The sequence below is a fragment of the Bradyrhizobium sp. AC87j1 genome (assembly GCF_002936975.1).
GTDB lineage: Bacteria > Pseudomonadota > Alphaproteobacteria > Rhizobiales > Xanthobacteraceae > Bradyrhizobium > Bradyrhizobium shewense.
Map to the genome: position 1 here is coordinate 58,581 of NZ_PTFE01000022.1, position 21,799 is coordinate 80,379.

Annotated in this window: 22 protein-coding genes and 1 pseudogene; 7 read left to right on the plus strand and 16 right to left on the minus strand. The window is 63.9% G+C overall.

What is annotated here, in order from left to right; all coding sequences use genetic code 11:
• Positions 1 to 67: 67 nt before the first annotated feature.
• The 3 genes from CV770_RS14225 to purU are packed head-to-tail and all read right to left on the minus strand — an operon-like array spanning position 68 to position 3,152.
• A complete protein-coding gene (locus CV770_RS14225; protein ID WP_104462809.1) occupies positions 68 to 976 on the minus strand; it encodes a bifunctional 5,10-methylenetetrahydrofolate dehydrogenase/5,10-methenyltetrahydrofolate cyclohydrolase in 909 nt (302 codons plus the stop codon).
• A 7-nt stretch (positions 977 to 983) separates the two neighbouring features.
• A complete protein-coding gene (locus tag CV770_RS14230; protein WP_245453759.1) occupies positions 984 to 2,264 on the minus strand; it encodes a glycine cleavage T C-terminal barrel domain-containing protein in 1,281 nt (426 codons plus the stop codon).
• Between the two features lie 15 nt (positions 2,265 to 2,279).
• Positions 2,280 to 3,152, minus strand: a complete 873-nt coding sequence (purU, locus tag CV770_RS14235) for a formyltetrahydrofolate deformylase (protein WP_104462782.1) — start codon at positions 3,150 to 3,152, stop codon at positions 2,280 to 2,282.
• Positions 3,153 to 3,386: 234 nt separating this feature from the next.
• Between purU and CV770_RS43305 the strand changes: the two are divergent.
• Together CV770_RS43305 and CV770_RS14240 are read left to right on the plus strand one after the other, a co-directional pair.
• Positions 3,387 to 3,575: pseudogene (locus tag CV770_RS43305) on the plus strand (helix-turn-helix domain-containing protein); the annotation flags it as partial.
• Positions 3,576 to 3,611: 36 nt separating this feature from the next.
• Positions 3,612 to 4,394: a LysR substrate-binding domain-containing protein gene (locus tag CV770_RS14240; protein ID WP_245453760.1), complete on the plus strand. Its 783-nt coding sequence runs from the start codon at positions 3,612 to 3,614 to the stop codon at positions 4,392 to 4,394.
• Here CV770_RS14240 and CV770_RS42135 read toward each other — a convergent pair.
• The 3 genes from CV770_RS42135 to CV770_RS14255 all read right to left on the minus strand — a co-directional run bounded on the left by CV770_RS42135 (position 4,380) and on the right by CV770_RS14255 (position 5,851).
• A complete protein-coding gene (locus CV770_RS42135) occupies positions 4,380 to 4,538 on the minus strand; it encodes a hypothetical protein (RefSeq protein ID WP_161499994.1) in 159 nt (52 codons plus the stop codon). The two genes, CV770_RS14240 and CV770_RS42135, sit on opposite strands and share 15 nt — an antisense overlap.
• 421 nt (positions 4,539 to 4,959) lie before the next feature.
• The gene (locus CV770_RS14250; RefSeq protein ID WP_091953148.1) at positions 4,960 to 5,175 is read right to left on the minus strand and encodes a hypothetical protein; all 216 of its coding nucleotides are present in this window, start codon (positions 5,173 to 5,175) and stop codon (positions 4,960 to 4,962) included.
• A gap of 208 nt (positions 5,176 to 5,383) precedes the next feature.
• Entirely contained in the window at positions 5,384 to 5,851 is a 468-nt protein-coding gene (locus tag CV770_RS14255; protein WP_245323141.1) for a phasin family protein, read from the minus strand.
• Positions 5,852 to 6,666: 815 nt separating this feature from the next.
• Here CV770_RS14255 and CV770_RS14260 point away from each other — a divergent pair.
• Entirely contained in the window at positions 6,667 to 7,380 is a 714-nt protein-coding gene (locus tag CV770_RS14260; RefSeq protein ID WP_091953153.1) for a Crp/Fnr family transcriptional regulator, read from the plus strand.
• A gap of 134 nt (positions 7,381 to 7,514) precedes the next feature.
• Here the strand turns inward: CV770_RS14260 and CV770_RS14265 are convergent, their stop codons facing one another.
• Entirely contained in the window at positions 7,515 to 7,940 is a 426-nt protein-coding gene (locus CV770_RS14265; RefSeq protein WP_091953155.1) for a hypothetical protein, read from the minus strand.
• Positions 7,941 to 8,216: 276 nt separating this feature from the next.
• On the opposite strand from CV770_RS14265, the gene CV770_RS14270 reads away from it, so the two are divergent.
• On the plus strand, positions 8,217 to 8,624 hold the full coding sequence (locus CV770_RS14270; RefSeq protein ID WP_104462784.1) for a GFA family protein: 408 nt from the start codon (positions 8,217 to 8,219) through the stop codon (positions 8,622 to 8,624).
• Positions 8,625 to 8,655: 31 nt separating this feature from the next.
• Here the strand turns inward: CV770_RS14270 and CV770_RS14275 are convergent, their stop codons facing one another.
• Together CV770_RS14275 and CV770_RS14280 are read right to left on the minus strand one after the other, a co-directional pair.
• The gene (locus CV770_RS14275; protein ID WP_091953161.1) at positions 8,656 to 9,543 is read right to left on the minus strand and encodes a DUF1259 domain-containing protein; all 888 of its coding nucleotides are present in this window, start codon (positions 9,541 to 9,543) and stop codon (positions 8,656 to 8,658) included.
• A 40-nt stretch (positions 9,544 to 9,583) separates the two neighbouring features.
• Positions 9,584 to 9,817 (minus strand): PepSY domain-containing protein, encoded by a 234-nt coding sequence (locus CV770_RS14280; RefSeq protein ID WP_104462785.1) that lies wholly within the window; start codon positions 9,815 to 9,817, stop codon positions 9,584 to 9,586.
• Between the two features lie 417 nt (positions 9,818 to 10,234).
• Here CV770_RS14280 and CV770_RS14285 point away from each other — a divergent pair, with 417 nt between their 5' ends.
• Complete coding sequence (locus tag CV770_RS14285) at positions 10,235 to 11,311, plus strand: Cj0069 family protein (protein WP_104462786.1); 1,077 nt, start codon at positions 10,235 to 10,237, stop codon at positions 11,309 to 11,311.
• A 36-nt stretch (positions 11,312 to 11,347) separates the two neighbouring features.
• On the opposite strand, the gene CV770_RS14290 is transcribed toward CV770_RS14285, so the two are convergent.
• The 7 genes from CV770_RS14290 to CV770_RS14320 form a co-directional block, all read right to left on the minus strand.
• Positions 11,348 to 14,536 (minus strand): efflux RND transporter permease subunit, encoded by a 3,189-nt coding sequence (locus CV770_RS14290; protein ID WP_104462787.1) that lies wholly within the window; start codon positions 14,534 to 14,536, stop codon positions 11,348 to 11,350.
• A complete protein-coding gene (locus CV770_RS14295) occupies positions 14,533 to 15,954 on the minus strand; it encodes an efflux RND transporter periplasmic adaptor subunit (protein ID WP_104462788.1) in 1,422 nt (473 codons plus the stop codon). The genes CV770_RS14290 and CV770_RS14295 overlap by 4 nt, the downstream gene beginning before the upstream one ends.
• Positions 15,955 to 16,033: 79 nt before the next feature.
• On the minus strand, positions 16,034 to 16,426 hold the full coding sequence (locus CV770_RS14300; protein ID WP_091953171.1) for a FixH family protein: 393 nt from the start codon (positions 16,424 to 16,426) through the stop codon (positions 16,034 to 16,036).
• A gap of 101 nt (positions 16,427 to 16,527) precedes the next feature.
• The gene (locus CV770_RS14305) at positions 16,528 to 16,893 is read right to left on the minus strand and encodes a hypothetical protein (protein WP_104462789.1); all 366 of its coding nucleotides are present in this window, start codon (positions 16,891 to 16,893) and stop codon (positions 16,528 to 16,530) included.
• Between the two features lie 132 nt (positions 16,894 to 17,025).
• Positions 17,026 to 18,027 (minus strand): tripartite tricarboxylate transporter substrate binding protein, encoded by a 1,002-nt coding sequence (locus CV770_RS14310; protein ID WP_104462790.1) that lies wholly within the window; start codon positions 18,025 to 18,027, stop codon positions 17,026 to 17,028.
• A gap of 72 nt (positions 18,028 to 18,099) precedes the next feature.
• The gene (locus tag CV770_RS14315; protein WP_104462811.1) at positions 18,100 to 19,002 is read right to left on the minus strand and encodes a VOC family protein; all 903 of its coding nucleotides are present in this window, start codon (positions 19,000 to 19,002) and stop codon (positions 18,100 to 18,102) included.
• Positions 19,003 to 19,018: 16 nt separating this feature from the next.
• Positions 19,019 to 20,011, minus strand: coding sequence for a zinc-dependent alcohol dehydrogenase family protein (locus CV770_RS14320; protein ID WP_104462791.1), 993 nt, complete (start codon positions 20,009 to 20,011; stop codon positions 19,019 to 19,021).
• Between the two features lie 112 nt (positions 20,012 to 20,123).
• On the opposite strand from CV770_RS14320, the gene CV770_RS14325 reads away from it, so the two are divergent.
• Both CV770_RS14325 and CV770_RS14330 read left to right on the plus strand, forming a co-directional pair.
• Positions 20,124 to 20,825: a GntR family transcriptional regulator gene (locus CV770_RS14325; RefSeq protein WP_104462792.1), complete on the plus strand. Its 702-nt coding sequence runs from the start codon at positions 20,124 to 20,126 to the stop codon at positions 20,823 to 20,825.
• 106 nt (positions 20,826 to 20,931) lie between these two features.
• Positions 20,932 to 21,795, plus strand: a complete 864-nt coding sequence (locus tag CV770_RS14330; protein ID WP_104462793.1) for a fumarylacetoacetate hydrolase family protein — start codon at positions 20,932 to 20,934, stop codon at positions 21,793 to 21,795.
• The last annotated feature ends 4 nt before the right edge of the window (positions 21,796 to 21,799 follow it).

A 21,799-nucleotide genomic window follows, 5' to 3' on the forward strand; every position in this document is an offset into this window, starting at 1 on the left:
ATCTCTGCTCGGGCGACCGCAACTCGGCCGCCCAATTCCCGCCAGGCACGTTCGTCCGGGGCTCCAGTCAGACAGCCGTCGGCACGTCCGCCTCTTTCGCCTTCGACCGGGCGGCTTCCATTCGGGCCGCGCCCAACGTGTTGGCGAGCAGACACGCGATGGTCATCGGCCCGACGCCACCCGGGACAGGCGTGATCGCGCCGGCGACCTCAATCGCCTCGTCGAAAGCGACATCGCCGACAAGCCTCTCGGCTCCTGAACCGGACTTGATGCGAGTGATGCCGACGTCGATGACCGTTGCGCCAGGCTTGATGAAATGACCGCGGATCAGGCCTGGGACGCCGGTTGCGACAACGAGGATGTCGGCTTCCCTGCAGCGCCGTTCCAGATCGGTGGTCCGAACGTGCGCGATGGAGACCGTGCACATCTCTTGCAACAGCAGCCGCGCCATCGGCCGGCCTACGACGTTCGATGCTCCCACGACCAGTGCTCCGAAGCCGGCGATGTCGTCGTGCACCGATTTGATCAAACGCAGGATGCCTAGAGGCGTGCACGGAACCAAGGCGCCTTCCATTCCGGCGGCCGTCCGCCCCACGTTCAACGGATTGAATCCATCGACATCCTTGTCGGGCCGGATAGCCGTCACGACGCGCGCGGCATCGATCTGAGGGGGCAACGGAAACTGAACCAATATCCCGCTCACCGCGGGATCGCGGTTCAACTGCTCGATCAAGTCGAGCAACAACCGCTCCGGCGTGTCCGCAGCGAGCACGAACCGGCGTGATCGCATGCCAACAGCTTCGGTCTGCCGCACCTTGTTCGAGACATAGACGTGGCTGGCGGGGTCGTCGCCGATCAGCACGACGGCCAACTCCGGGACCGCCGCGCCGCCGGCAACCAGGGCGGCGACGCCTTTGGCCACTTCATTCCGAACCTCGGCAGCGAGCGCCCTTCCATCGATGATGCGCGCGGACATGGGCATGTCAGACCTTGGAGAGATCAGCGCGCCGGTTGTCCTTCTTGTAGGGCGCCGGCGCCACCTTCGCGCGGATCTGCTTTTGCCGACGTCCGGGCTCGCCCCAGACCACGTCGACCTCATTGCCAATCTCGGAATGATCGACGTCGATGGTGCAGAGCGACAACATTTCGCGGAAGAAGTAACTGTATCCCCGCGACGTCGTCACGCCGACGTCCTTTCCGCCACTCAGCACGCGGTCGGCGTACATGAAGCCGCGCTGGTCGCGAGGCATCTCCATGTACTGGTACGGCTCATGCTCCTTCTGAAAGAGGGAGGCGTGCACGTCGGCCACGTCGTCTCCGTTCCAGACGAGCGTGCGGATCACGCGCTTTGGATGGGCAACTTCGTCCTCGAGCGCCGCGCGTCCGATGAACTCATGATCGAACTTGATGTTCTTGGCCCAGCCAAGCTCGACCGGGCTCCGGTACCAGTCACGGACGTCGTCCGACTGGAAGCTGCCTGCGATGTTGAAGGTCGACGCGAACCCCGGCATCGCTGCGCGGAACTCATCCTGATACTCCTTCATGTCCTCGTCGAAGATCGCGGGCATGTAGTCGGTGACGATGGTCGGGAAGCAGGCCTCGAGATGGTTGATGAAGATCGCGCGGCCGCCGATCCGGCGCAGGCCGAACTCCTGGCCGGCAGCGACGATGGCGTCGTAGACGGCCACCGCCTGCCCCATCGGCCCCTGGAGCTCGAAGCCGATCTCGCCAGACATGCCCTGTCGCAGCGCGAGCATCTTGCAGCCGGCAATCTCGATCTCGCCCGAATGCATGAACTTGACGTCTCGCAGCGACTGCTTCGCGACCTTTTCAAGAAGCGCGAGCGACGTCGGCCCCTGGACCTGGAAATTGAACCAGTCATCGGCTGCGGACGTCACCTTGTAGTCGCCGTGCCGGCGGATGTAGTCGACCCAGAATGTGCCGCGCCCGAACAACATGAACTCGTCTTCGGACAACCGCGTGAGGATGCCCTCGGCGATGACTTTTCCCTGCTTTGTCGTATGGACGACGTGCTTGGACTGACGGATGTCGAACTTCTGGAAGCTGTTGACGGAAGTATCCGAGAAAAGCTTCAGGGCATCGGGTCCCTTGAAGCGCCGCTCCCAGAGGAACGACCAGTCGCCGATGGCGCAGGTCTCCTTCCACGACATGCTCTCGTCGATCCAGTCGGTGTATTCGGGAAGGCCCCACCGCGAGGTGAAATAGCCTTCGGGTGTCTTGCGCATGCCCTTGGGGGTCAACATTGTCGTGCTCCGTTCTCAATTGGAGAAGACGATCGTTCGATCGCCGTTGATGATGACGCGGTCCTCGAGAAAGAGATGGACCGCGCGCGAAAGGACACGCCGTTCGATGTCGCGCCCCTTCCGGACCAGATCGTCCGGCGTATCGCGGTGGCTGACGCGTTCGACGTCCTGTTCGATGATCGGACCTTCGTCCAGATCGCTCGTCGCGAAGTGCGCGGTGGCTCCGATGAGCTTCACGCCGCGCGCGTGCGCCTGATGATAGGGTTTTGCGCCCTTGAACCCGGGCAGAAAGCTATGGTGGATGTTGATGCAACGGCCATGGAGATGGCGCGAGAGATCATCCGAGAGGATCTGCATGTAACGCGCGAGAACGACGAGATCGGCATTCGTCGTCGCGACAAGCGCCTTGATCTGCGCTTCCTGCTCCATCTTGGTTTCCTTCGTAACCGGAAGGTGATGGAAAGGGATGTCGCCGACGAGGCTGACGGCAAGGGCCGAACGCGGATGGTTGGAAACGATTCCGACGACGTCCATCTGGAGCTCGCCGAGCCTGTGGCGATAGAGGAGATCGCCCAGGCAGTGATCGAATTTGGAGACGAACAGGAGCACGCGCTTGCGTTCGGCCTGGGATCGGAGCTTCCACTCCATGCCGAACCTCCGGGCGATGACCTCAAGGCCTGCTCGCGCCTTCTGCGCGCCCTCGTCCGACAGCGTGACACCGACCCTCATGAAGAAGCGTTCGCTCATGATCTCGTCGACCTGCGCCGCCTCGATGATGTTGCCGCCGTTCTCGAACAGACAGCGCGAAACGTCGGCCACGATCCCGGGCACATCGCGGCATGACAGGGTCAGGATGCATTGAGAGCTTCCAACAAGTTCAGGCTGCATCTACGGACGATTCCTCGCGCCACGCGCGGTCGTGGTCCGACGCACCGACGTGGTGAGCGGATGTGGGAAAGGTGAGAGGCTGACTGAGGAAGAGGACCGGCCCGGCCTGCCCGGCCGGCGACCTACGGCTTTGATTTCACTCCCAAAGTCGCCCCTGCGGGGGCGTTGCGGAGACCATCGCGCATAAAGCCGTCATTGAAAATCCGGTATTATTCAATACAAGCTATCAATGTGATGGATATCAGACGGCTCGACCTGAACCTTCTTCTGCTGCTCGACGGGCTCTTCCGCACCCAGAACCTGTCGGCGCTCTCCCGTGAGCTCGGAATGAGCCAGCCGATGGCCAGCACGGGTCTGCGAAAGCTGCGGGATTTCTTTGGCGATCCCCTGTTTCTCTCGACCGGGCGCGGCATGCGGCCAACGCCCTTCGCGGAATCAATCGCCGAAGCCGTGCGGACAGTGCTGTCCACCGTCGATCAGCAGATACTCCGCAAGCCGCGTTTCGTGCCGGAAGAGAGCGACCGCGTGTTCACGGTCACAACCTCGGATATTGGCGTCCTGATTTTCATCCCGCCGATCCTCCAACGCATTCGCACCATGGCACCCGGAGCGAGCTTGCGGTGCCTGCCGACGTCGCACGAGGATCTGGAAGACGCGCTCGAACGCGGCGAGATCGATCTGGCGATAGGCTATTTTCCGGACCTCGTCGGTCCGAACATCGTGACAGAGGACCTGTTCGATCACCCTTTCACCAGCATCGTCCGAAAGGACCATCCAACGATCGGTGACACCCTCGCGCTCGAACAGTTTCTCGCTGCGGACCATATCGTCGTAAACCAGCAGGGTCGCAGTCAGGAGATCTTCGAAAGGCGTGTTCGCGAGCTCAAGCTGCAACGCCGCGTCGTGCTGCACCTGCCGCATTTCATGAGCGTGCCGCAATTGATTGCGACGAGCGACATGATCTCCACCGTGCCGTTCTCGCTCGGGGCCTGGTACGCAAACGCCGGGCTGAAGCTGCTGCCCCCGCCGGTCTCGATACCTCTCATCGAGTTGAAGCAGCACTGGCACCGGCGGATGGACAACGAACCCGCCGTGCGCTGGCTTCAAACAATCGTGGCCGAGGAGCTCAGGGACCGCGACCCCGCGCTGGCGATGTCGGCCGATTATGCCAAGTCGCGCGCCAAAGCCGCGGCACCCATCGCCGGGCGGTCTACGGCAACGACGGCATCACGGCGGCGGTAAACGCGTCACGAAGAGTTCACCATTTGGAGGAAACCGCGCCAGTCGGCGCGTACCGGCGGCTTCGGTCGCGTTTTCCTCGACGATGGTGCCGCGGTGCATGAATTTGTAAGGCGTGATGCTTCGCGTGACCGTCAGCTTGATCATGTGGGCGGGCGACGCGGAACGTCCCTTTTGGCATGACCGGCATTTGAGCGAGGCTTCCAGCTTCCAGATCGGCGTATCGATGCCTACCGTGCCGGCGATATCGAGGCGATACTCGAAATGTACGCCGAAGATGCAATGGTCTACTGCGGTTGTGACGACTGACTATCACCGGCAGAGAAGGCCTCCGAGCAGACTGGGCCGCTCGTATGCGGAAACACCCCGCTGCCGAGCTGGACGATCTTCAGTCTTCGCACGGTGGGACATGATCTCGTACATCAGCGGGGAAAATGTAGTGAACGCGGTCTTGGCATTTAACGCTGCTGGAAAGATCAAGACCCTGAGCTGTGGTCCGCCAGCGCCAACTCATGCGTCATGTCGTCTTTGACGCGGTGCCTTTCAATGAGGGGCGCCGGCGACCATTTCATCCATATTCCGGTGCCAGACGCCAGTTCGCGGTGCGGATGCCCGGCTCGTCGACCCAGGCTTCCCTCGCGAACCACGCGTGATCGGTGCGGCAGATCGGACACCGGGTGCGGGAGAAAAACACCGCGCGGCGTCCAAAGCTCTCGCGATCAGTCTTGATGCCGGTGGGAATCGCGTGTCCGGTTTGTGGACATTTGACCATGACCATTCCCATGTTGCCCTCCCTTGCGATTTGTCTTTGTTGTAGTTTGCAGAAAAGTACCGGCCGGTTGGAATGCGCCTCTCGTCGGTGCGGGGCCTAGAGGCATCGCGCACCTTGTTGGTCGAGCATGGGGCAGTGGGGCGTGCTCGCTCAGTTGGGCGTGTTCCAACCAGCCGGATCTGCTCTTCAAGCGAATCCGAATGTGAAATTGAACGCGCTTTTAGCCGCCTGGGTGGAGGACCCTGGTGAAATGCTTCCTGATCGGCTCACCTGTTTCCGTCGCGACCTTCTGTGCAAGCGCCCATAATTCCCTGTTCTGGTCTGAGGCGGTGTCGAAAGCCTTGCGCGCGTGCGCCGCCGACAATGTATAGGCATCGGTCGCGGACTTGCTGCCGAAGAGATGGACGAAGAAATCGAGCGCAGAAGCGGCATTGGCGTTTGAGATTTCGAACACCTTGAGCCCGTAGTCGGTCGTGCATCTCGCATTGCTCGAATAGGTCTCACGCAGCGTCTGCGTCATCTCTTCGGATGCGGCCTTGATCTTCTCGCAGCCTTCCCGTGCGCGGGCGAGGCCCTGCTCGGCAAGCTCGCGCCCCACGCCGGGCAACACGACCTTCGAGAAATCCAACCATGGCATCCCGAAAACGTTCGTTCCGTTCGGCGGCAGTTTCGTTTGGCTTTCAGTCACGCAACATTTCCTTTCTCAAGCGAAAGCATTCCTCGCAACGCGCGCTTGCGTCACGAGAGCTCACGCTCTGTGTTCGATCAGATTTTGGATGAGCCTTGATCTAGCCCCGACCCGGCACGACTTTGTGCTGCGAGAAGCGGGAAGTCGGTTCGGTTTGTGACTCTCGCTCAAACTTTTTTTGGGATTGTCAACACAGACGAAGGTATGTCGGGGAGTAACGGTGCATAACAGGGATATCGCAAGGGGCGGGAAGTTCCTTCCTTAGCGCAAGCATTGCAAAGGAGCCCCGCGCCAGCTGAGTTGGGGTGCGCTACTTTTGCGCAAGAACGGACATCACGCGACGTTGCCGGCGATGGTAGCTCGCAAGCCTCAAGCCGCCTGCCCTTCTGCTCACTCTGCCTATCGCTCACGGGCCACTTTCGGACCAAACGAAACCGGCGGAGTGTGCTGGCGGAGTTCCTGAACGGCCCCTTCAGTAGCTTGTGCTCATCATCGCGTAGATCGCGCCGATCGCGGTGAAAGGCATGGTTCGCGCAACTCTCTCACTGCGGCGTGCCGCGCTCCGGAAATTGGAACCCCTATGGTGTTACCCATACGCATTTTGCAATTGTGCCACATAGCGCTTGAATCTAAGTCCTGAATGATGGCGTAAGACAAAACGTCGCCTCAGGGGCGCGTGTGTTCGGAGTTTTATTTTTGAAGTTGAGAGCTTCCGCGGCTGAATTGGATTTCGGAGCGCGAAGCGTACGCGGTTTCAAACAAAGTTCGAGTTTGCCGTCCTATGCCGCTCGAAATGCGGTTCGCGGTGGGCTACGGTGACGCATCCCAGCGGAATTGGTAACCGACTTCTCGCAGCCCTACCGGTGGCAGATCTCGGTCTGCTAGCATCCGAGCTGGAGATGGTCGCGCTCGATCGCGACGCGGTCATCTCACGGACGGGGGACCAGACCGAGCACGTCCTCTTCCCTCATAGTGGGGCCATTTCGGTGATGATCGACATGGCGAACGGGCAGACGGTCGCCAGCGTTGCGATAGGGCGCGAGGGAGCAGTAGGCACCCTTTCCGTGCTGGGGCCGTCCCCTGCGGCCGTTACCGCCATCGTTCATGCCGCCGGCACCGCCTCGCGGATTCCCGTATCGCGATTCCACGCGGCTTTTAGCCGTAGCCCCGCGATCCGCCACGCTGTCCAGCTTCACTTCAAGGCGATGCTGATACAGCTACAAATCGGCGGAGCCTGCAATGCGCTGCATCCGGTCCAAGCCCGCATGGCACGCTGGCTGCTCCATCTTCACGACCGCGTCGACCACGACGTCCTCCCGCTCACGCAGGAGACGCTTTCGCAAATACTGGGTGTGCGACGGACGACGGTGACGCTCCTGATGCGCAATCTGCGTGCTTCCGGAGCGATCAGATCTGAACGGCGAGGCGAAATCGAGATCGACCCATCGCGGCTCGCAGCGGCGGCGTGCGAATGCCGCGACACCATGCGTCTCGAAGTCGACGATATCTTTTCTATCGATCCAGCCTGAACTCGCGTTTGGTTCTGCCGAGGCACATTTGACCGTGACGATGACCGGTTTAGCCCGAAGTGCCGACGCCAAAGCGAGGATAGACAGGCCAGAGGTCGACAAGGCGCGCGGGCTGTTGTCGTCGCAGCGTCTGACTATCTCTCCTCGGTCGGATGCACCCATTTGTAGGGCGTGATGCTTTGCGTTGCGGTCAGCTTGATCATGTGGACGGGCGGCGCGGAACGTCCCTTTCGGCATGACCGGCACTTGAGCGAGGCTTCCAGCTTCCAGATCGGCGTATCGCGGGGACGGCGGATTGCGTCGAGCGGCAGGCTCGCACGCGCCTTGCACCTGTTGCACTCGACCTCGAGCCAGCCCATGCCGCCGTTGAGGCATTGGCCGATCGTCGGCGAGGGCTGCGAGGGGCCGCCGTAACCTTCCATGCGTACCGACCAGGCTTCGGCTTCAGCGCGGTCGGCCTCGCGAACGGCCTTTTTGGCCTCTTCGCGTGCGTGCTTGGCCGAAATTTCCGCACCCAGAATTCGGCCGCTCCAGATGACCTCGCGTGATTTGGTGCTCATGCCGTCATCAAAGCTGCGCCCGATGGGGCTGGCAAATTATCGATCGCTAGTAGGTTGGATCCGCAATTCGATACTGCGGGTCGTGGGTGTGGAAAACTGACGCTGCAGATCCCCTCGCGAAGCCGCAGCACCCAAGGCTTAGCGTGGCACCGAAGGCTTGGCATGGCAGCAGCTGTCAGGCGACAGTAGGACGCAACTTCAAATCGTTTGCGCCGTTGAAGCCGCGCGTCTCGCGAGTTATCGATCCACGAAACCCGCCCTTCATCGGAGGAACGCATGAGTACCATCACCGGCGGCTGTCACTGCCGCGCAATCCGTTACGAGGTCGAGGGCGACGTGATCGTGCATGCGCTGTGCCATTGCCGCGATTGCCGGCTCCACGCCGGCGCTCCGATCGTCGGCTGGACGATGTATCCGGAGAGCGCTCTCAAGGTGACCAAGGGCGAGCCGAAGATCTACAATTCCTCGGAACATGGCCGGCGGCACTTTTGCGGCCATTGCGGCACCGGCCTGTTCTATATCAATGCCGACATGCTGCCAGGGGTCATCGACATCCAGAGCGCGACCTACGATGATCCCGAGGCCGTGCCGGCGACGATGCACATCCAGGTCGCCGAGCGGCTTCGCTGGATGGAGCATGCGCACGAACTGCCGACGTTCGAGCGCTATCCTCCCCAGCCGTAGCGGCGAGAGGCGATGCCGGCATAGCCTCGCATCAGCTCTTCGTGCTTGCGGTCTTGTCGAGCGCGGCACGCAGGCCATTCGCCAGCTTGATCGCGTCGTCGTTGGCCCAGAAGTGCATGAAGAACAGGCGCGGCTGCTCGTCCAGCATGTGGCTGTGCAGCGCCGTCACCTCGATGCCGTGCGTGCGCAGCGCCACGATGACCGGGTTCACCTCGTCGCTGGTCAGGACGAAATCGCCGGTGATGGCGGCCTTGCCTGCTCCGGTCGGCTGGAAGTTGATGGCGATCGCAACGCCCATCGCACCGACAGGGGTGAGCAGCATGCCGTCCTCCGTGATCGGGTCGCGCCGCTTGACGTTGAACTGGTAGACGCCGCCGTTGGCCTGCCCCTTGACGCCGATGACCTGATCGAGCTTTGCGGTGTCGAGGTCTATGGCAGGCGGCGGGCCCGCCGGCGCCGCGACCGTCAAGGGAGTCTTGCTTTCGGCCAGCGCATCATGGATCGCCGAGGCCAGCTTGACGGGATCGCCGTGTCCGGCGACGTGCATGTAAAACGTCGCCGGGCTCGCGCGCAGCAGATGATTGTGCACGGCGGTGATCTCCAGACCGCTCGCGATCATCTTCGCCATCACGGGATTGATCTCGGTCTCGAGGAGCACGAGGTCGCCCATGACCATGGCACCGCCATGCGCGGGCTTGAACGCGAGCCAGCCGCCGAGCGCCAGCGCGGGCTTGATCGTCACCCCGTCCAAGGTCACGGTGAGATCGGTGCGGGGAAAGCCGTAGCGGTGGACATCATCCGCAACGGCGGGCTTGCGGCCCAGCGTCTCATCGACCTTCTTCCAGTCGGGATCTTGCGCATGAGCGCTCGCGATGAAGCAGGCACTGGCGCCGATCAGTGCCAAAATTGTCTTTCGCATTGAACTGCTCCCTAAGCTTGGATTTCAGCCGTTCAGTGTCTCACTTCTGCTCCTTGATCTGGCCGGTGCTGTCGACGACGAGCCGCACGTCCTTGCCGTTCTTCACGGCTTTTGCGGTCATGCCCTCGGCGGTCGATTTGATGTCGCTGACCTGCGTGTAGCCGGCCGCCTGGATTTTGGCGACGACCTCCTCCTGTGTCAGAGCGCGTGCGCCCGGCAGCCCGCTGGCGATCGCCAGAAAGAGGATTGTGTGAAGGATGACCTTTGTCCGCATGACATTCTCCTGGCGTCTCCTGCCCCAGGTGAAGTCGTTCGGCGCGGCGCGACGAGATGATGCCAACGCGCTTCGGAGCGGCCGCCGCGCACGAGTGAAAAATCACGATTTGTCTGATGAGATTGGGAAATGATGACATGCTGCGCCCTTGGTGATCAGGACGCGATGCTTGGGCATGTCGCCTCGCGGGGAGATCGCAAATCCCCGTCGCGACGAATAGAAACCCGGGTGGCCCAGCTGTCAACCGGCGCATGGCCGAGGCGCGTCACGAAGAGTTCACTCGGAACGGAACTGCGCCAACCGGCATCTTGAAACGACCGGACGATCTCATTAGGGTTCGTCACGTGGGGACGAAGCAGACTCCCCGTGAGACCCCGGTCCAAGCTCTGCGCAGCACGCCAGTCGTGGAGCTTGCGCATGGACACCGAACGACACCCATCCCCCCGCCAAACACTCGCCATCCTCTCGCGCGGAGACGCTGCCGCGCGCCGCGATGCAACGCCGCAAAACAGCCGCTTCGTCCGCGTCTTCGAGACCCTCGCCGCCGTCGGCATCGACGCGCACCCCGTGATCTACGACGAGAGCTTTGCCGACGCAGTCCGCGATCAACTGCTCGCGGCCGAGGGCGTGCTAGTCTGGGTCGATCCGATCCACCAGGGCAAGACGCGCGCCGAGCTCGATGCCCTGTTGCGCGACGTCGCGGCGCGAGGTCCCTGGGTGAGCGCCCACCCCGACGTGATCCTGAAGATGGGCGTCAAGGAGGTGCTTTACCGAACGCGCCACCTGGGCTGGGGGACCGACACGCATCGCTATGACACCGCCGCGGCGTTCCGCGCCGAATTTCCCTCGCGCCTTCAGGCGGACGGCCCTCGCGTGCTCAAGCAAAATCGCGGCAATGGCGGCCAGGGCGTCTGGAAGGTCGAAGCGCTTCCGAACACGAACGAGACGGTTCGTGTACTCCATGCCCAGCGCGGAAGCCGGCCCGAGGACATCAGGTTCGACGACCTGGTGGCGCGCTGCGCGCCGTATTTCGGCTGGGGCGGCTGCATCATCGACCAGGCGTTTCAACCTCGCCTGCCCGACGGGATGATCCGCTGCTACATGAGCGGCGCCCGGGTCGCGGGCTTTGGGCACCAATTGATCAAGGCCCTGATCCCGCCGCCGCCGGAAGGCCCCGACGCGCCGGCGGCGCAGCCGGGGCCGCGCATCATGCACGGGCCTGATGCTCCGCCGTTCCGGGCGCTGCGAAGGTCGATGGAGGATGAATGGACGCCGCAGATGATGGAAACGCTCGGCATCGATGAATTGTCACTGCCGGTGATCTGGGATGCGGATTTCCTGTACGGGCCGCGCGATGCGGCGGGCGCCGACACCTACGTGCTGTGCGAGATCAACGCGAGCTCCTGCTTTGCGATCCCCGAGGAAGCGCCGGCGGCGATCGCACGAACGGTGACGCACCGCCTGCTGCGGAGCCAGGAGACACGGTCCGGCTGAGACAAAGCCCGCGAAGCCGGACGGCGTCTCGCGAACCTATTCGGCCGCTTGCGGAGCGCGCATGCCGTTTTCCGTTTCAACGGCATGTTCGTCGGCGAACGCCGATTGCTCGCCGTCAGGCAGCCCCCGCCCCTTCACCAGCCCGAAGATCGCGGGGATCACGATCAGCGTCAGCAGCGTCGAGGAGATCATCCCGCCGATCATCGGCAGCGCGATGCGCTGCATGATCTCCGATCCGGCGCCGGTGCTCCACATGATCGGCAGCAGGCCCGCCATGATGGCGACCACCGTCATCATCTTGGGCCGGACACGCTCGACCGCGCCCACCATGATGGCGTCATGGAGATCGCGCCGGGTAAAGATGCCGCCCGCGGCACTGCGCCTGGCCTTCATCTCGGCCAGCGCGTGATCGAGGTAGATCAGCATCACGACGCCGGTCTCGGCGGCGACGCCGGCAAGCGCGATGAAGCCGACGGCGACGGCGACAGACAGGTTGAAGCCGAACCACCACATCATCCAGATGCCGCCGACCAGCGCGAACGGCAGCGACAGCATCACGATCAGCGTCTCGGTCAGCGCCCTGAAGTTCAGATACAGCAGCAGGAAGATGATCGTGAGCGTCACGGGCACGACGATCTTCAGGCGCGCCGCCGCGCGCTGGAGATATTCGTACTGGCCGCTCCAGACGACATAGGTGCCGGCTGGAAATGGGATGCTCTCCGTCACCGCGCGTTGCGCATCCGCGACGTAGCTGCCGATGTCGCGATCGCGGATGTCGACATAGATGTAGGTCGCCAGCTGGCCGTTCTCGGTCCGGATCGAGGTCGGCCCGCGCGCCGGCTCGACCTTCGCCACCTCGCCGAGCGGCACGGCGCCGCCCGCGGGCATCGGCACCAGGATATCGCTCGCGATCGCCTTGGGATTGTCGCGCAGGTCACGCGGATAGCGCATGTTCACCGCGAAGCGCTGCCGTCCCTCCACGGTCGTCGTCACCGTCTGGCCGCCGAGCGCGGCCGCGATGGTGTCCTGAACGTCCTGGATCAGGATGCCATAGCGGGCGAGCGCCTCGCGGTCCGGGACGATCTCGAGATAGTAGCCGCCGATGCCGCGCTCGGCGTAGGCCGATGACGTGCCCGGGACGGTTTTGATCACCCGCTCGACCTGCCGCGCCAGCCGGTCGATCTCGACGAGGTCGGTGCCCATGACCTTGACGCCGACAGGCGTGCGGATGCCGGTGGAGAGCATGTCGATGCGCGCCTTGATCGGCATGGTCCAGGCGTTGGAGACACCGGGAAACTGCAGCGCCTTGTCCATCTCCGCGATCAGACTGTCGATGGTGACGCCGGGCCGCCACTGCTCCTTCGGCTTCAGATTCACCACCGTCTCGAACATTTCGGTCGGCGCCGGATCGGTCGCGGTCGCCGCCCGTCCCGCCTTGCCGTAGACCGAGGCGACTTCGGGGAACGACTTGATGATGCGATCCTGCGTCTGCATCAGCTCGGCCGCCTTGGTCACGGAGATGCCGGGCAGCGTCGTCGGCATGTAGAGCAGCGTGCCCTCGTTCAGCGCCGGCATGAACTCGGTGCCGAGCTGCCGCGCCGGCCATGTCGTGACGGCAAGGACTGCGACCGAGGCCAGGATCACCAGCGTCCTGGCGCGAAGCACGCCCTTGATCACGGGCCGGTAGATCCAGATCAGGAAACGATTGATGACATTTTTGCTCTCCGGCACGATCCGGCCCCGGACGAAGATCACCATCAGCGCGGGCACAAGCGTGACGGACAAGAGGGCGGCGGCCGCCATCGAGAACGTCTTGGTGAACGCCAGCGGGCTGAACAGCCGCCCCTCCTGCGATTCCAGCGTGAAGATCGGCATGAACGACACGGTGATGATCAGCAGGCTGAAGAACAGCGCGGGGCCGACTTCGGACGCGGCATCGATCAGGACCTGAACGCGGGACTGATCGGGCCTTGCCCGCTCGAGGTGCTTGTGGGCATTCTCGATCATGACGATCGCGGCGTCGACCATGGCGCCGATCGCAATCGCGATGCCACCCAGGCTCATGATGTTGGAGCCGAGGCCGAGCAGCTTCATGGCGCCGAACGCCATCAGCACGCCGACCGGCAGCATCAGGATCGCGACCAGCGCGCTGCGGACGTGCAGCAGGAACACGATGCAGACCAGTGCGACGACGATGCTCTCCTCGAACAGCGTGTGCTTGAGCGTGTCGATGGCCGCGTAGATCAGGTTGGAGCGATCGTAGACCGGCACGATCTCGACCGATTTCGGCAAGCTGCTCGCGATCTCCTTGAAGCGCTTCTTGACGTTCTCGATGACGTCGAGCGCATTGACGCCGAAGCGCTGCAGCACGATGCCGCTTGCGACCTCGCCCTCGCCATTCAGCTCGGTGATGCCCCTGCGCTCGTCCGGTCCAAGCTCGACATTGGCGACGTCGCGGAGCAGCACCGGCGTGCCATTGCTCGTCTTCAGCACGATGTTGCCGAGATCGTTGATGCTCTTGATGTAGCCCTTGCCGCGAATGACGTATTCGAACTCGGCGAGCTCGACGGTGCGTCCGCCGACGTCGGCGTTGCTGGCGCGGATCGCCTCACGAATTTTTTGCATGCTGATGCCGCGATCGCGCATCCGCTGCGGATCGAGCACCACGTTGTACTGCTTGACGAAGCCGCCGATGCTGGCGACCTCGGCGACGCCTTCGGCCTTGGCCAGTGCGAACTTCAGATTCCAGTCCTGGATCGTGCGGGTGTCCGCCAAGTTCAATTCCTTCGACAGGACCGCATACTGGTAGACCCAGCCGACGCCGGTGGCGTCGGGACCGATGGTCGGGGTGACGCCGGCGGGGAGCCGCGAAGCCGCGCCGTTCAAAAATTCCAGGACGCGCGAGCGCGCCCAATAGATGTCGGTGCCGTCCTCGAAGATCACGTAGACGAAGGAGGCGCCGAAGAACGAGAAGCCGCGCACCACTTTCGATTTCGGCACGGTCAGCATCGCCGTCGTCAGGGGATAGGTGACCTGGTCCTCGATCACCTGCGGCGCCTGGCCGGGATATTCGGTGTAGACGATGACCTGGGTGTCGGAGAGATCCGGGATCGCATCCAGCGGCAGGTGAATCAGCGCATAGAGACCGGCGGCGGCCGCAAAGCCGGTGCCAAACAGCACCAGCAGCAAATTGCGCGCCGACCAGGCGATGATGCGGGCGATCATTTGTGCTCTCCCGTCGCATGGCCCGCATCGGACGCCTGAGGCGCTCCTTCCGCAAAACCCTTGAGCGCGGCCTTCAGATTGCTTTCCGCATCGATCAGGAAGGTGGCGGAGGTGACCACCGCCTCGCCGTCGGCAAGTCCGTCGCGCACCTCGATGTAGCCGCCGCCGCGCCGGCCGAGCTTCACCTCACGCGGCTCGAAGCGCCCTTCCCCCTTGTCGACGAGAACGGCCTGCCGCGTGCCGGTGTCGAGCACCGAATTATCCTGGATCGCCAGCACGGGCGCGCTATCGGCCGTGTCGATCTCGGCATCGACATACATGTCCGGCAGCAGCGCGGCGTCGGGATTGGCGAGCTCGATCCTGACGCGGACCGTCCTTGTGTCGCGGTTCACCTGCGGATAGACCACGGCGATCTTGCCGCTGAAGATGCGGCCGGGAAAGCTCCGCGCGCGCACCGCCACCGATTGCCCCACCGCGACATTGCCGAGATCGCGCTCGGCGACGTCGACCAATGCCCAGACCAGCGAGGTGTCCGCAATCCGGAACAGCACGTCGCCGGGATTGGCGCGCATGCCTTCGATCGCGTTGCGCTCGAGCACGATGCCGTCGCGTGGCGCCGACCAATGCACGGTGACAGGCGCAACGCGCGTCCGCTCCATCTCGGCGATGACCTGCTCGGGCACGTCGAGATTGACCAGCCGCTGCCGCGAGCCGCGGCCGTACATCTCGACGCCGCCCACCGTCTTCGAGGTGATCGTTGCCAGATATTCCGCGGCGGCGGATGCGACCGCCGAACTGTAGATCTCCATCAGCGGTTGGCCCGCCTTCACGCGCGTGCCGGTGGTGACGTCTGCGACTTTCTGCACGAAGCTTTCGGCGCGCATCGCGATGACAGAGACGCGGCGCTCGTCGAGCTGGATCGTGCCGGGCGCCTTCACCGCGACGCGGATCGCACGCCGCCGGGCGGGCTCGGACTTGACGCCGCTGCGCTGGATTCTGCCCGGCGACAGCTTCACCGTGCCGTCGTCGACCTCGTCGCCTTCGTAGACGGGGACGTAGTTCATCCCCATCGGGTCCTTCTTCGGCACCGGCGAGGTGTCGGGCAGGCCCATGGGATTGCGGTAGTAGAGGATTTTTCGCGATGAAGCCGCCTGCGGTGGCTTTGGTGCCACTGCAGTCACCTGATCGTCCTCGTAGACCGGCAGATAATCCCGGCCGCGGTCGTCCTGCTTCGGACCAGCGGACCAGAGCGGCGCGTCGCTGGGATCGCGATAGTAGAGCGGAGTCCGATCCGCCTGGGCCGGAGCCGGGGTCGCCTCGGCATGAACGGACCAGCGCCCGTCGTGCGAGGACCAGTACGCGCCCATAGCCAAGCCACCGGCCAGCGCGAGAGTTGTCAGGAGACGTAGCGTCTTCATGGTGTGCCTTCGCGCGCCCGGCGCGCATCCATGTGAATGGGACAGAGAAGTTCGGACGCCGCGGGCGGCGTCCGCACGCTCACTTGGTCGCCGTGACGATCACCTTGCCGGTGACGGTCTCCACCTCGCCCTGCACCTTGGCCGACAGCGTGACCTGGTAGCGGCCGGCCATCGGCAGATCCGTGCGGAAGGCATAGACGCCCGGCTCCTTCGACGGCAGCGGCGCCACCGCCGATTCCATCTCGGCCATTCCGTCCGGGGCCATGTCGACACGGGTCTTGAAGATGACGGCGTCCGCCACCGGATTGCCGGTCTGCTTGTTGGTCAGGCGAACCGATAGCGTGACGTCGTCGCCCTTCTTCATTTGCGCAGTGACGGGCTCGAAGGCGTAGTCGCCGGCGCCCGCCATCGCCGCGGAAGCGGCAAGCGAAAGGGTGGCGGCGAGCGCCGCGGTGGTGAATTTGGAAAGCATTGTCCTGTCCTCATGATCTGATCTTTCGCCGTGGCGCATGGCGCGCACACGTCAGTCGTCGTCGCGCGCAAACGTGCTGCGCGCGTTCGGCTGTTGCGAGATCAGATTCGAGGAGGTCGGAAGGGAGGACTGCTGCCGCGGGCGGAGACGACCTGATCCTCAGGGATGGCGATCGTGCTCACCGCTACGGCGAAATGCCCGAAGACGACGGGCCTGATGGCATCGAGCGCGATGGCGCCGCCGACGCAGCAGAAGCCCATCCCGCATTTGTAGCCGCCGGTCTGCGAGGGCGTCCCCTTCATGTCGGGGCAGCAATCGTCCATCGCCATCCCGGCGTCGCTGCCCATTTGCATAGTCGCCGGCATATCGTCCGACGACATGGCAAGACCGGATGCGGACGCGCCAACGGGCAGCATCGTCAAGGATATGGCGATTGCGAATGCCAGAATGGCACGAACGAGGCGCATCTTTATTGAGTTACCTTATCAAGGTCGCAGCGTATCCCTCGTAGCATATCCCAGTGCCGGTGGCGCTTGTTGATCCGGATCAAGCATTCGTGAGCAGGGGCCGGCCGGTACCGACCCTGCCGCCGGCCCGGGTCAGATCTTCGGGATCTTCGCGCGCTCGACCACGCCGGTCCATTTGGCGATCTCGGTCCCGATCAGCTTCTTCATCTCCTCCGGCGAGCTGCCGCGGACCTCGCCGCCGACGGCGGTCTCCAGACGCTGCCTGAGCTCGGGATCCCCGAGCGCCTCCAGCGTCGCGGCGTTGAGCGCCGCGATGATGGCAGGCGGCGTGCCCTTGGGCGCCAGGAGGCCGGCCCAGGTGCGCACGTCGTAGCCCTTGATGCCGGCTTCCTGCACGGTCGGGACATCGGGCAGCAACGCCGTGCGCGTCGGCGAAGTTACGGCCAGGCCGCGGATCGCGCCGCTCTGGATCTGCGGCGCGAGCAGCACGGGCGTGCCGACGATGACGGGAACGTCGCCGCCGAGCAGTGCGGTGACGGACTGGGAATCGCCGCGATACGGCACGTGCACGATCTCGATGCCGGCGGTGGCGTTGAGCAACTCTCCCGCAAGATGATGCGTGCTGCCGAAACCAACCGATCCGAAGCTGAGTGAACCCGGCTTTGCCTTGGCCAGGGCGATGAGCTCACCCAGCGATTTTGCGGGGTAGTCGCTGCGCACGGCGATGACGAGCGCGTAGTAGACCAGCGTCGAAATCATCTCGAAGCTTTCGGCCGGCTGATAGGCGAGACTCTTGTAGGTCGCCGCGGAAATCGCGTGCGCGCCGGTGACGAGGCCGAGCGTATAACCGTCGGGCGCCGCCTTGGCGACCGCGTCCGCCGCGATGTTGCCGCCGGCACCGGGCTTGGCCTCGACGATGATCGGCTGCCCGAGCTTCTTCGACAGCCCGTCGGCGATGATGCGCGACAGCGTGTCGGCGGCGCCGCCGGCGGCAAAGCCATGCAGCAGGCGGATCGGACGCGACGGATAATTGTCCGCCCATGCAGGGCCGGTCACCAGACAACCGCCGAGAAAAACGCCAAGAAAAACGCCGAGCAGAAAAAAGGCCGCAGCAAGCCGCTTCATCCCTCGCATGGATGCTTCTCCCTCAATTGTTACGTCGTTGGCCGCAACGCGCGCGGCGTCGTTCAGGTCGAACTGAATTCGCTAGCGCGCAAACTCCGTGCATTCCGGCGATGGCGGCATGCCCCAGACGTCGCGCGGCAGCCCGACCCAGACTTTTGGCCGCTGCGGGCGATCGCGATGCCAGGGCCGCGGCTCGAAATAGCCGAGCTCCTCGTCCACCATCCGGTCGAGGTCATGGAACAACTCGACCAGATGCCCATCGGGATTGCGGTGATAGATCGCAGTGTTGTGGCCGGGGCCGTGACGCACCGGTCCCCAGAGCACCGGGAGCTTGTGGCGCGCGAGATGATCGCAGGCCCGATGCATATGCTCGGGACCCCGCAGCTCGAACGCAAAATGATGCAGACCGCGGCCAGGCGCGAGCGCGAAATTCAACGTGTGATGCTCGAAGCCGCTGCGCATGAAGACGAAGCGGTCCTCGATCCAGTCGGAGACCCGCAGCCCCATCACGTTCGCGTAAAACTCCGAAGCGGCTTTCGGATCGGGCGTGCGAAGGGCGACATGGCCGAGCTTGGCGACAGCGAGCCCGCCGATCCGCTCCTGCGCGGGCGTCGGCGTCCAGCCCTGGATCAGCTCGAAACGCGTCCCTTCGGGATCGCTAAACGACAGCAGCCGGGACACACCAGGCAGGGGATCGCTCCGAAGCTCGGGCCGTAAGTCCGCCTGCTTCAGCGCGGCGCCCAGCGCCTCGAGCTGGACCTCCGGGGAGATTTCAAAGGCGATGCTGCTGAGTACCGCATCGCCAGGCTCGATCACCAGCGAGAGCTGCTCGGACTCGCTGGCGAGGAACAGGCGGTTGCCATCGCGGGCCACGAGGCCAAGTCCGATCACGCCGCGATAATAGTCGAGCAGCCGCTCCGGATCGGGCGAGGTGAAGGTCGCGTGTCGCAGCCGGGTGAAGCGTGCAATGGGTGCTTGTGTCATCGTGCGGTCCATCCCCTCATGGAATCATGATGATCTTGCCGAGCGCGGAGCCCTGCTCGAGCAGCGTATGGGCCTTCCTGACCTCGTCGAGCTTCAGCACTGCCGAGATCGCCGGCTTGATCGCATTGCGGCTCAAGGCCTCGATCACGCTGCGCATCAGGGCACGGCGTCCGTCGCAATCGTGGTCGTAGATGTGGAAGGAGAAGCAGCGTATCGCCGGACAGATGTCGAGATGATCGCGCATCGCCGCCATCAGATTCTCTTCCGGCAAACCGGCGAAAGCGTTGTAGGACAGCAGCGTGCCCCATTTGCCGAGCGCGCCGAGATAGGCGGTGAACTCGGGCCCGCAGACGTGATCGAGCACGACGCCGACGCCCTCGCCATCAGTCAGCTCGCGCGTTCGCGCCACGACATCCTCGCTCCGGTAGAAGATGACGTGATCGGCGCCGTTCGCCCTGGCGAACGCGGCTTTCTCTTCGGTGGAGACGGTGCCGATGACGGTCATGCCAGCAAGCTTGGCCAGTTGCACCAGCGCGGTGCCGACGCCGCCGGCCGCGCCGATCACCAGCACGCTTGCGGGCGCGCGCGGATGGCGGCACTCGTGCAGCAGCGCGTAGGCGACCTGGTAGTTCGACAGGCACACGGCCGCCTGCAGATCGACATTGTCCGGCAGCGCGTGAACGGCATCCGCGGGCGCGACCACGTAATCGGCGTAGCAGCCGCCGCGCTGGGACAGATCGCGCGCGCTGAGCAGCACCTTCTGGCCGAGGGAAAACCCCTCGACGCCGGACCCGAGCGCAGAAATGCGCCCCGCAACATCGTTGCCGGGATTGGCCGGCAGCGGCGGCATCCATTTGTAGACGCCGCGCCGGATCAGCACGTCGGGTTGACCGACCCCCAACGCCTCGGCCCGGATTTGCACCTGGCCGGCTCCGGGCACAGGCACCGGAAGCTCGACCACCTCGAGTGCATCCGGCCCACCCGGCTGACGCACCAGCACCGCCCTCATGACTTCACGTGCTCCCTAGACCATATTTTCGAAAATCATACCGTTTACGAAAATTATTGCAAGACGCTCGTTAGCGCGGCATGTTGAGGCATCGATTCAGCGACAGATCCCCATGCCCGAGAGCGCCATCCGCCCCCGCAAGGAATTCGGCAAGACCATCGCCGCCGACATCACGCATCGGCTGCGCGAGGAGATCATCGCCTGCGCCCTTCCGCCCGGCGAGCCGCTGCGCTTCGATGTGCTGCGCGAACGGTTCGGCGCGAGCTTCACGACGCTGCGCGAGGCGCTGACCGCGCTTGCAGCGGAAGGCCTGGTCGACGCCCAGGAGCAGCGCGGCTTTCGCGTGGCGCCGGTCAGCCGCCAGGACCTGGTCGAGGTCACCGATGCAAGGGTGCTGATCGAGGTGGAATTGATCCGCCGCTCGATCGAGCGGGGCGATGACGATTGGGAAATCGCCGTGATCTCCACCCTGCACAGATTGAAGCGAATCGAGCAGCGCGATCCCGAACACCCCTTGCGCGATCCCGAATGGAAGATCGCGCATCGCCAATTCCACCAGGCGCTGGTCTCCGCCTGCGGCTCGGCCACGTTGCTCGCCATTCGCGCCGAGCTGTTCGATCGCGCCGAGCGCTACCGGCATCTCTCCGCCAATTTCCGGCCGCGCCCGCGCGACAAGGCCGGCGAGCACCAAGCCATCATGCAGGCCGCCATCTCGCGCAACGCGGATCTCGCCGTGCAGCTGATCGAGACCCATATCCGCTCGACCTCCGACAACGTCGCCAAATACGCGGGCCATCTGCTCGACGCCGAATAGGCGACCGGCATTTTTGCGCGGCGGGCTTGCGCCCGGCTTCATTTTCGAAAATAATACGTCAGATCGAAAATCTGGACCCTTAATTCGAAACCCTTGGGGCGAAACCATGAAGCTGCTGTCGTTCTTGGATGGAAATCGGGAAAGCTGGGGCGCCGTTGTCGAAAACCGCGTGGTGGATCTGGGCCGCGCCCTGCCCCAGTACCCGACGCTTGCGGACTTTCTCGGCAGCGATGACTACACGAAGCGCGAGGCGATCGTCGCCGGGCACAAGCCGACGCTAGCGCTGAGCGACGTCAAATACCTGCCGGTGATCCCGCGGCCCGAGAAGATCGTCTGCGCCGTGCGCAACTATCTCGACCACCACAATGAAGCCGTGGCGTTCGGCATGAAGCGCGAGCTCACGGAATTCCCACCGATCTTCCTGCGGGTCTGGCGGTCCCAAGTTGCGCACAACGCGCCGGTGATCCGGCCAAAGGTCTCGGACAATTTCGACTGGGAGGGCGAGCTCGCCGTCGTCATCGGCAAGGGCGGCCGTCACATCAGCCAGGCCGACGCATGGAATCATGTGGCGGGCTATTCGATCTACAACGACGTCAGCGTGCGCGACTGGCAGCGTCATGCCCAGCAGATCGCCTCTGGCAAGAATTTCGTCGGCACCGGCCCGTTCGGACCGTGGCTGATCACGCCGGACGAGATCGGCGATCCCACCAAGCTCAAGCTCGAAACGCGCGTCAACGGCGCGACCGTGCAGTCCTCCGACACCTCGATGCTGATCTTCTCGATCCCGCGGCTGATCGAATATTGCTCGACAATTTTCGACCTCGTGCCCGGCGACGTCATCGCCACCGGCACGCCGGCCGGCGTCGGCTTCACCCGCAAGCCGCCGATGTTCCTCAAGCCCGGCGATGTGGTCGAGGTCGAGATCGAGAACATCGGCGTGCTCAGCAATCCCGTCGTGGACGAGGCCTAGCTTC

Coding starts and splice junctions, on each gene's coding strand:
- CV770_RS14330 (WP_104462793.1), top strand. CDS start 20,932: ATGAAGCTGCTGTCGTTCTTGGATGGAAATCGGGAAAGCTGGGGCGCC.
- CV770_RS14285 (WP_104462786.1), top strand. CDS start 10,235: ATGGACACCGAACGACACCCATCCCCCCGCCAAACACTCGCCATCCTC.
- CV770_RS14315 (WP_104462811.1), bottom strand. CDS start 19,002: ATGACACAAGCACCCATTGCACGCTTCACCCGGCTGCGACACGCGACC.
- purU (WP_104462782.1), bottom strand. CDS start 3,152: ATGCAGCCTGAACTTGTTGGAAGCTCTCAATGCATCCTGACCCTGTCA.
- CV770_RS14310 (WP_104462790.1), bottom strand. CDS start 18,027: ATGCGAGGGATGAAGCGGCTTGCTGCGGCCTTTTTTCTGCTCGGCGTT.
- CV770_RS14270 (WP_104462784.1), top strand. CDS start 8,217: ATGAGTACCATCACCGGCGGCTGTCACTGCCGCGCAATCCGTTACGAG.
- CV770_RS14225 (WP_104462809.1), bottom strand. CDS start 976: ATGTCCGCGCGCATCATCGATGGAAGGGCGCTCGCTGCCGAGGTTCGG.
- CV770_RS14305 (WP_104462789.1), bottom strand. CDS start 16,893: ATGCGCCTCGTTCGTGCCATTCTGGCATTCGCAATCGCCATATCCTTG.
- CV770_RS14295 (WP_104462788.1), bottom strand. CDS start 15,954: ATGAAGACGCTACGTCTCCTGACAACTCTCGCGCTGGCCGGTGGCTTG.
- CV770_RS14230 (WP_245453759.1), bottom strand. CDS start 2,264: ATGTTGACCCCCAAGGGCATGCGCAAGACACCCGAAGGCTATTTCACC.
- CV770_RS14320 (WP_104462791.1), bottom strand. CDS start 20,011: ATGAGGGCGGTGCTGGTGCGTCAGCCGGGTGGGCCGGATGCACTCGAG.
- CV770_RS42135 (WP_161499994.1), bottom strand. CDS start 4,538: ATGATCAAGCTGACGGTCACGCGAAGCATCACGCCTTACAAATTCATG.
- CV770_RS14325 (WP_104462792.1), top strand. CDS start 20,124: ATGCCCGAGAGCGCCATCCGCCCCCGCAAGGAATTCGGCAAGACCATC.
- CV770_RS14300 (WP_091953171.1), bottom strand. CDS start 16,426: ATGCTTTCCAAATTCACCACCGCGGCGCTCGCCGCCACCCTTTCGCTT.
- CV770_RS14290 (WP_104462787.1), bottom strand. CDS start 14,536: ATGATCGCCCGCATCATCGCCTGGTCGGCGCGCAATTTGCTGCTGGTG.
- CV770_RS14275 (WP_091953161.1), bottom strand. CDS start 9,543: ATGCGAAAGACAATTTTGGCACTGATCGGCGCCAGTGCCTGCTTCATC.
- CV770_RS14265 (WP_091953155.1), bottom strand. CDS start 7,940: ATGAGCACCAAATCACGCGAGGTCATCTGGAGCGGCCGAATTCTGGGT.
- CV770_RS14280 (WP_104462785.1), bottom strand. CDS start 9,817: ATGCGGACAAAGGTCATCCTTCACACAATCCTCTTTCTGGCGATCGCC.
- CV770_RS14250 (WP_091953148.1), bottom strand. CDS start 5,175: ATGGGAATGGTCATGGTCAAATGTCCACAAACCGGACACGCGATTCCC.